Genomic DNA, 6582 nt, shown 5'->3' with positions numbered 1-6582 from the left:
CATCCCGACTTGGTTACAAGAAACCCATCCATCTTTAAGCAATAAAAAATGGGGGGCGGATTGCTTATACTGAACCCTGCCAACCGGAAGTTAGTCTTACACTTTCAGCGTTATTTAAGCTTTCTGTTTAAAGCGGAAGTTAGTTTTGAATTTAACCTTTTTTCTTGAAGTTATCCAAAACTGTTGAATTATATAGCATAGACTTGGGATTATCCAAATTATAGTGTATTATTCAAATATTCATAAGCATTTTCATCTGCTTTCTGTTATTATTAAATAACAAGTCAGATTATTACAACTTCTAAATGTCACAACAGAATATGTTTCTTAAGGTAAAGGAGAGGAATAGCATGAACATTGATTTATCAAATCCAAGAGTTATCCTAGCTAAAGAAATTCGCGAGAAATTAAGAAACGTTGAATTCAACGGTCCTGAACTTATGGCAATGGCCGTTGGAGGTTCTGTATCTCGAGGTCAGGCTGATGCCTTCTCAGATCTTGAACTTTTATGTTTCTGGGATATATTCCCTGATGTGGAAACAAGACATGCTCTCGTAGAAGCAATTGGCGCAGACCTTATCTTCCAGATCGATGATGATCAGAACGAGGACAATCTTATTCTCAAAGATGTCCAGATTGATATTATGCATAATACTGTCGATTATTATGACAATATGATTTCTGATGCATGGGAGTTTCATCTGGCAGACTATCAGACCTTAGGCTTCCTGGATACAATTACCTATGCATACCCCCTCTTTGGAGAAGACATCCTTAATGTGTGGAAAGAAAAAACCAACGTCTATCCTCGAGAGCTTGCGATAAATGTTATTTTCGACAATCTCGTTAAACTCCACAATGGAAATATTGAACTTTATATTCAAAGAGATAATCCTACAGAGTTTTATGCTCAGATGGTAGCAATACAGCGTAAGCTGTTCAATATCCTTTCAGCTATTAACAAGAACTATGCTGGCGGATATAAATGGATGTATCCAGAGCTGGAAAGCATGGAGATCGCACCAGTAAATATCGCAGTGAGGTTTAAGCAGATGTTCATTGGAAATAAATTTGAAGCGATTGAGGATCTGTATGCCATTGTCTTCGAAACTTTATTCCTTGTAAAACATAATTTCCCTGAGATTGACTTTAACGTCGAAGAAACCTTTGATAAATTCATGATCAAACGATTACCACTTTAACGATAATTATTTTGGAGACTTGTGCTTAATGCCAAGTCTCTTTTTGATATCATAACTGTGTGGACACACAGGTCATGAAATGCTGGTTTAATCGACATGTATTATGATGCAAACTCTCATGATATAATGAAAGTAATTATTATCGGATGAGGAGATTAAAGATGCTAGAAATATTGTTTCAATTAGGTATTCTCGGTATTATTTTCATTATCGGGGTATCAGGTGTATATCTGCTGATCTCAATGTTTAGAAGATCAAGTGCCTTTCAAAAACTGAATCGATTGACATTATTAGCAGTAATGATCACTTTTTTCGGGATGCTTACACTTAGATATAGCCTATTCAATTCATTACTTGGTTCCATCCTGGTTTTGTTTCTGATAAGAATTTCTTATGTGATCTACATAGATGCCGAATAACGTGTGTTTTATTTCCATAAAATAGTATATTTATATTAATATATAATTAATATAAAACCTAATGTATTCATATTTAATAATAATCTAAAGTATCGAAATGATTCTAATATCCTTGCTTTAATAAATATTTAACAAATTTCGCGTGCAAACGTATAAAACTGACCTTCTTATATTATAATAGTACTAAGTGATTAATATGCTTTTGTATATAATTTCGCATATTTAATTATTGCAAGGTATAATCTTAATTTAGGAGGACATATGGACTATAATATTTTTCTACTAGCAAAGAACGGAAATAAAGATGCTATTGAATTAGTAATTAAGACCGTTGAGCCATTTATCTTTAAGCAGTGCCGTAAAATGAAACTTCGGGAGTATGATTATGATGATCTTCGCCAGATCTGCTATATGGCAGTGATCAAAGGAATCCCTAAAATAAATGAAGAACATCTCTCTACAGCACCTTCTTATCTTATGAAATGCGTACATAATGCTTTGAAATATGAAGCAAGAAGAGCTCTTTCTAAACCCGAAGATGCCAGTATCGAGACAGAAGATAAAGATGGAATCAAGTATGCTGAAAAGCTTGTTTCCAACGAGGAGACCGAAAAGATTTTCTTCAGAAACCATGGTAAAACCAAAATAAAAGAAGCTTTTGAAATACTCTGCACTGAAGAAAAGAACATCGTCTCCTTCTACATAAACGATCCCTATGGTGGCATAAAAAGGTATTCCGAACTGTATCATGCGGATTACCGCAAATCAAGGTACTTAAAAGATAAAGCATTAAAGAGAATGAAGAATTTCCTGGAATCGTCCAACGACGATGATATTGAGTTTTAGTTTCCGTTTACAGTAAAAAAATACATCAAAAAGAAATTTTACCTTGCATTTAAATAGATCTTAAGCCTGGTACTGGTGTTCCAGGCTTTTGCTTTTCTCTAGATTCAGGAATAAAGATAAATTTCATCACCACTTATTTCTTATGGTAAAATTGAATCAGAAAGGGAATGATAACATGGATAAAATAAATGCAGCAGCAGAACTGATTCAGAATGCATCTAAAATAGTCGTACTTACTGGCGCTGGAATGTCTACGGAGTCGGGGCTGAAAGATTTCAGATCTAAAGACGGTCTGGGTAGCCTTCTTTATGAAGGATATTATCCTGAAGAAATACTCTCCCATAATTTCTTCAGTAAGTATCCAGACCTCTTCTATAACTATATTAAAGAGAAACTGAATGTTACGGGAATCTCCCCCAATAAGGGACATATGATTTTGAAGGAATGGGAAAAGGATAAAGATATATTTATCATCACCCAGAATATCGATTCTCTGCACCAGAAAGCCGGAAGCTCCAATGTACTCGAAATTCACGGAACACTCGCTACCTGCACATGTCAGAAATGCTACGCGAGTAGTCCCTTAAAACAGATCCTGCAGCAAGGCTATGAATGCATATGCGGTGGGATTTTTAAACCAGATATCGTTCTCTATGATGAAGAAGTCACATACATCAGAGAAGCCTTCAGTTTGGTTAAAGAGGCAGACCTTCTCATCGTTCTGGGCACATCGCTCAAAGTGTATCCTGCTGCAAGTATTCCTGAAATCTATGGCGTGAGCCATAAAGCTGCGATCATCATCAACAGAGATGAGACACCATATGCTCATCATTATAGTGTTGTTGAAATCAATGATGGTATCGGAACCACAATGGATCGAATAAATCGAATGTTGAAGCGTGAAAAAACTGTGTAGTTAAATTTCAAAGAGAGTCCCTACCCTTATGATTTCTTGCGAGAAAAATCATAAGGGTAGGGACTCTCTTTGCTACTCGTCATGATTCAGATTTCAATATTCAGCACGTTCTTCACGATCACACCAATTACAAAAGATGCAAAAGCTACACTCAGTGAGACGATCGCCATAATTCTGAAATGGTCTTTGAACTTTTCACCTTTCGTTACAGAGACATAATAGCTGAATAGTGCAATGATGGATATTACTACTACGAGCATCATGCTTAAAGCGTAAATATAGTCTTCTTTGGGTAAAATCAGATACGGAAGAACCATTAAAGTTACCGTAATGACATAAGCGGTACCTGTAATCATAGCTGCTTTAAGAGGAGTCTTTTTGCTTTTTATACCATCTGCCCTTGTAGACAGATATTCTGATGCAGCCATTGAAAGACTTGCTGATATACCTGTAATGATACCTGCCATTGCGATGATCCTATTGTTCCTCATTGCAAAGGTAAATCCTGCTATGGCTCCGGAAAGCTCCACCAGTGCATCATTTAGTCCTAATACCATCGAGCTGACATATACCAGCCTCTTCTCATCCAGAAGAGTAAGAAGCTCCTTATCGATCATGTCCTCTTCTACAAATATTTCTTTGAGTTCAGGAATATAACCAACAAGCTTCTCCCTGACTTCAGGTGTGATGATTTTACTCTGTATGATTTCCATACGTTTCAGTGTAAATGTAAATCCTAGTATCCTTGATCGAAGTAGAACACGTTCTATATGAAATTCATTAGGGATAACTTTTCCCAGATACTTCTCAAGAATTTCCACATGTCTCTTCTCATGATCCGCAATTTTTCTAAGAAGATCTGAATTCTCAGATGTTAGCCTCGAATCATCAGCAAGCCTTTTATATACCTCGTAACCCAGCTTTTCATTGGCATAGAATTTCCTCAGATCTTTTTGAAGCATCATATCCATTTCATCAATCAACATATTCTGTTCCATGTCAATTCTCCTCCTATTGTTTTACCTTTGTCTTATGTCTATTTTATGAAGAAAATATGAACGAAGTAAAGCCTTGAAAAATATAATTATAGCTAATCTATTAACAATCTGATAATTTCGGGAACAATTATCAGTAATAATTATTATCACTTGTACGCAAATGCTCTCTAAATGATAATAACAACTATAATTGCTTCACATTTATGACAGTTTTAGGATGAAACATTACCTAAAGCAGACAATTATATTATTTCTTAGGATTAACTGAATAATTCTTAATTTATCTAATTTGTCATACATTACACAAAAAAGAAGGTATAATTGGTAATTGAAATCATAATTTTATTGATACCATGGAGGTATGACATTGAGCAGAAGAGAAAGAACTTACAAAAAGAAAAAGAAAAAAAACAGCAAAAAGGGACTACTCATAGGTTTGGCAGTATTGCTGTTCTTATCCGGTTTTGGATATGCATATATAACGAACCTACTTAATTCTACTAATCAGGAAGAAATTGCCAAGGATGATGATCAATTAGGAATAGGTCAAGATGAATTTGAATATGATGATTCTGAAGTTGAAGTACCAGGTGAATCGGAAAGCGTAGAAGGTGACCTGCCTTTTTATTATAAAGATGTTAAAGGTATAGAGAATATCGCTCTTTTTGGTGTAGATGCTGAAATCGGTCAAAGAGGCAGAAGTGATTCAATCATGATTGTAACTGTAGATAAAAATTCTAAAAAAATAAAAATTTCTTCTATCATTCGTGATTCGTATGTCAGTATTCCAGATAGAGGGATGGATAAAGTGAATCATGCATACGCTTTTGGCGGACCTGAACTTGCACTTAGAACACTGAATTCCAATTTCCATCTGGACATACGTGATTTTGCAACAGTCAATTTCACTACATTACCTAAAATAATCGATATTATTGGTGGTGTATCAATAGATATTACAGATGCAGAAGCTGGTCAAATAGGACTGCCAGGTGCAGGCACATATAATTTAAGTGGTGCTCAAGCATTAACCTATTCAAGAATCAGATACATAGATTCAGATTTTGTCAGAGCGGAAAGACAAAGAACTGTAATAGAAGCAATCATAAAGAAGATGTTGAACAGTCCAGTAACCTCATATCCAGGAATACTCAGTAAGGTATTACCGCTTGTCACAACAAACATGAAATCCAACGATATCCTTGGATTAGCAGGCAGCGTAGTGACAAATGGAATCAGAACAATTGAGCAGAACAGATTCCCTCAGGAAGAACTTTCATCAGGACAGAAAATAAAAGGTGTATACTACTATGTATTCAACCGTGAGCAGACCATTCATAACATGGGTAAGTACATCTATTTAGATGAAGCTCCAACGACTACAACAACTCCATAGAGGTTTAAAACCGCCATAGAATAAGTGAGTAATTCTATGGCGGTTTTCTTATTCCATCAATTAGAATGTAAGTTGAGAGCCTTTTGATTAGTACACTATATGATATTTTAAGATTTCACTTGAAATCATCTTTCCACCGGTTATACTAATGGATAGATGATATAAACAGATAATTAGGGGGATTTCAATGAACAATTATCGTAAACTTACCTACGGCGGCCTTATGGGAGCTTTAGTCTTTTTAGGCACTTATACCCTTGCCTTCCCCATTCCAAATGGGTATTTAAATCTGGGAGACGGAATTATTCTCATCAGTTCCATAATCCTTGGACCCTTTGCAGCCTTTCCAGCAGCAGTTGGATCAATCCTTGCGGACATAGCCGCGGGATATGCGATCTATGTTCCCTTCACTTTTGTGATTAAAGGACTGGTTGCTTTTGTCCCAGCTCTTCTTCTTAAAGACAAAAAACTGACCTGGAAATCACTTGTACTACCCTTTGCTATTGCAGAACTCATCATGGCAACCGGTTACTTCATAGCAGATACTATACTTTGGGATTTGGGCGGTATCGCCGCAGTTCCATTTAATCTGCTTCAAGGAGCCTTCGGCATGGTTATCGGTATAATCGGATCTATGGTGATACTTAGAAGTAAAATCAAGAGATTCAAATAATCTGAATTGCTGCTTACTGGTCCTCAAGTAACTTCCTTGAGCGCCCAGTAAGCTGTTCTTTTCTCATTAACTGTAACCTGCTAGTGTAAAATTATTGTAGGAAAAATAAAAGAGAATAGAACCCCGTATGAT

6 protein-coding genes are annotated in these 6582 nt (G+C 35.9%); 5 read left to right on the top strand and 1 reads right to left on the bottom strand.

Annotated features, from left to right (window positions below; translation table 11 throughout):
* The first annotated feature begins 350 nt into the window (after nucleotides 1-350).
* From RTX25_RS14350 to RTX25_RS14340, 3 genes are all read left to right on the top strand, one after another.
* Nucleotides 351-1202, top strand: coding sequence for a hypothetical protein (locus RTX25_RS14350; RefSeq protein ID WP_312654597.1), 852 nt, complete (start codon nucleotides 351-353; stop codon nucleotides 1200-1202).
* 680 nt (nucleotides 1203-1882) lie between these two features.
* Nucleotides 1883-2467 carry a sigma factor gene (locus tag RTX25_RS14345; RefSeq protein WP_312654596.1) on the top strand — a complete coding sequence of 195 codons (585 nt, stop codon included), beginning with the start codon at nucleotides 1883-1885 and terminating at the stop codon, nucleotides 2465-2467.
* A gap of 175 nt (nucleotides 2468-2642) precedes the next feature.
* Entirely contained in the window at nucleotides 2643-3383 is a 741-nt protein-coding gene (locus tag RTX25_RS14340; RefSeq protein WP_312654595.1) for an NAD-dependent protein deacylase, read from the top strand.
* 86 nt (nucleotides 3384-3469) lie between these two features.
* Here the strand turns inward: RTX25_RS14340 and RTX25_RS14335 are convergent, their stop codons facing one another.
* Nucleotides 3470-4381, bottom strand: a complete 912-nt coding sequence (locus RTX25_RS14335; RefSeq protein WP_312654594.1) for a VIT1/CCC1 transporter family protein — start codon at nucleotides 4379-4381, stop codon at nucleotides 3470-3472.
* A 367-nt stretch (nucleotides 4382-4748) separates the two neighbouring features.
* Between RTX25_RS14335 and RTX25_RS14330 the strand changes: the two genes are divergently transcribed.
* Nucleotides 4749-5777, top strand: coding sequence for an LCP family protein (locus RTX25_RS14330; protein ID WP_312654593.1), 1029 nt, complete (start codon nucleotides 4749-4751; stop codon nucleotides 5775-5777).
* A 187-nt stretch (nucleotides 5778-5964) separates the two neighbouring features.
* The gene (locus RTX25_RS14325; protein ID WP_312654592.1) at nucleotides 5965-6450 is read left to right on the top strand and encodes an ECF transporter S component; all 486 of its coding nucleotides are present in this window, start codon (nucleotides 5965-5967) and stop codon (nucleotides 6448-6450) included.
* Nucleotides 6451-6582: the final 132 nt, after the last annotated feature.

It is taken from the genome of Proteiniclasticum sp., assembly GCF_032054185.1.
GTDB lineage: Bacteria > Bacillota > Clostridia > Clostridiales > Clostridiaceae > Proteiniclasticum.
Note: the sequence above shows the minus strand (reverse complement) of the source record. Positions and strands in the feature narration are given on the sequence as shown.